This is a genomic window from Methanocalculus sp. (genome assembly GCF_029762515.1).
Classification (GTDB): domain Archaea; phylum Halobacteriota; class Methanomicrobia; order Methanomicrobiales; family Methanocorpusculaceae; genus Methanocalculus.
In genome coordinates this window covers 1-2,285 of record NZ_JARVGN010000367.1, presented here as the reverse complement: position 1 = coordinate 2,285, position 2,285 = coordinate 1, and the positions used below count along the sequence as shown (strand labels likewise).

2 protein-coding genes are annotated in these 2,285 nt (G+C 49.6%); both read right to left on the bottom strand.

Going from position 1 to position 2,285, the window contains the following annotated elements:
- Positions 1 to 795: formate dehydrogenase accessory sulfurtransferase FdhD (gene fdhD / locus QCH34_RS10990; protein ID WP_300334081.1), on the bottom strand; the 795-nt coding region annotated here is incomplete at its 3' end.
- Positions 796 to 999: 204 nt separating this feature from the next.
- Positions 1,000 to 2,244: a Coenzyme F420 hydrogenase/dehydrogenase, beta subunit C-terminal domain gene (locus tag QCH34_RS10985; protein WP_300334079.1), complete on the bottom strand. Its 1,245-nt coding sequence runs from the start codon at positions 2,242 to 2,244 to the stop codon at positions 1,000 to 1,002.
- Positions 2,245 to 2,285 lie beyond the last annotated feature (41 nt).

Sequence of the window (2,285 nt, the reverse complement as noted above, 5' to 3'; positions counted from 1 at the left end):
CATGCCTGAATAAATAACCGCCCGTGGTCTCCGGACAAAACCGGCAACAGTGATATTCAGTTTGTTAGCTATGTCAATGCCAGAACTAAACGGTGCATTATTTGATATGATAAGAGGGATACCAACGCGATAGGCTTTCCGGATCATGCCGGCAGGAAGCCTGCCGCTGCATGTCAGAGAACAGGTGGAGAGTGAAGCGCCCTTTATCAGTGCCTTTCCGATTGCTTTGTCAATTGCAGTATGTCTCCCCATATCCTCAGCATATGCAACCAGATCTCCATTAGTTGAAAGAATAAGGGCAGAGTGGGTGCCCCCGGTTTTTTTCCAGGTGTTTGAGAGATCATGCAATACATCAACTGCTGAGAAAACCGCGTCAATAGGGAAGACACACCCTTCTGGAAGAGCGGGAGCCTCTTCGTCGGATCTTTTGGCATTCTCCACCCCTCCGGAACTCCCAACTTCCAGATCATGAACATTCATATAAGCCGCATCGGATCTGGTCCGTATATCTATCGACAGATCGTCGATACTAATCGAGTCAATCTCATGAATCCCCTGTAAAAAACCTTCATCAATGATGAAGCCAACTGCAAATTCCAGAAGATCATCGGGGGTTGCCACCATGGTGGTACAATGCTCTCCATTCAGAAGCAGGCGCACCCGCCCTTCAATACAGAGAGAGACGGTATCTGAGAGAAATCCGGATCCATCAAATGCAATAACAGGATAATCGCGTGTCAGAACGCATTCTCCCCCGGAAGATCTGAATATTTTCAGATCCATTGTATCATTCATCAAATAGAGTATGGAGAGATAGCTTCATGATTGTTTCTTTCCATTTTGTTAACCACATTCAATAAACCAGTATATTGTAAAGAGTTATTATACGGCTAATCGAGGAGATCTAGCGATAATCTGATGAAGAAATCAATAAGAAATGATCTAATTATGTTAAAAAAAAACTCATGTGGGATCTCTCCCACAGAGACATTCAACCGTTTATTCCTTGAATACGTTGTCAAAGATCTGGTCTGAGCCGGTGTCATCAAGACGCTTCCGCTCAACCTTCTCCTCGGCATATGCAAGAACCGGTGGGTCCATGTTGATACCGGGTGTGAAGCCGAACATCTTCTGAAGCTCGACCTGCTGGGCGTGCATGAAGAGTGCATTTGGAATATCCATTGCACAGAGTTCCTCGCACTGGCCGCAGTTGACACAGGAGTCTGCAACATGGGCAAACCGGATCATGTGGAACATCGGGCCTGGCGGAACCTGTCCGGGTGTGACGAGGTGCGGCTTCCTGGTGCTGCACTCAACACAGTAGCAGATCGGGCAGTTCTCGATACATGCATAGCATTTGATACAACGGGAAGTCTCCTTCATGATCGTCTCAAGGCGTGCACGGCCTTCGCCGAGTGCCTCAAAGTCATGCTTGCGCCACTTGTCGCCGAGTTTCAGCATCGCGCCTTCAACTTTGGCACGGATTGCAAGGCCTTTTGGATCTGCTGCCGAGGTTTCAAGAGCTCCTGCCTTAACCGCTCCATCAACGAGGTTCGCACCCTTCTCGGAGCAGACCTCGACAAAGGTTGCCTTCCCGGCCTTGTCGCCGATGACACCCCAGTTACCGCAGGCAAGATCTGCCTGGCGGGGAATCTTCATCTTGCACCGGCGGCAGTTGCTCCTCCGGCCATATCCCTCTTCTTCGAGTTCATCAATTGAGATGCCCTTGTGCTGTCCATCCTTTGTGACAATGATGAACTGGCCCTTGTCGATCTCCTCTTTCACGACATCGGCAGGGTCAACCTCGAACTTCTCCTTGATCATCTTTCGGGCAACAACCGGCGAGACAGTCCCACCACAGTTAACACCGATCATGATGACGTTATCGAGATTGATCTGGTTCCTCTTGGCAAGCTCATAGAATGCCATTGCATCGCATCCCTTTACGGGGACGGCGATCTTCATGTTGTTTGCACCGCCGAGGTACTTCTTGATCATCTTTGGGATGAGGAGCGTACCGCAGTGGAGTGAACCGGCAGAGCCCACGATCTCAGCAGGATCGGTGATGAGTTCGAGTGTTGCATCGTAGATGTCCGCACCCTTCTTAACAGCAAGGACACCATCGACCATCTTGCTCTCAAGCGCGTACTTCAGGAGCGTGGATACTGCTCCTCCGCACTCACCCTTCTCTGCAAGTTCGGATTCCTTTGCCCATGCATAGAGCATATCGCCTTTTGCTACCATCTTCAGGCCTCCTGTATCTTCTCAATCTTTATAGCACAGGC

Coding starts and splice junctions, on each gene's coding strand:
- QCH34_RS10985 (WP_300334079.1), bottom strand. CDS start 2,244: ATGGTAGCAAAAGGCGATATGCTCTATGCATGGGCAAAGGAATCCGAA.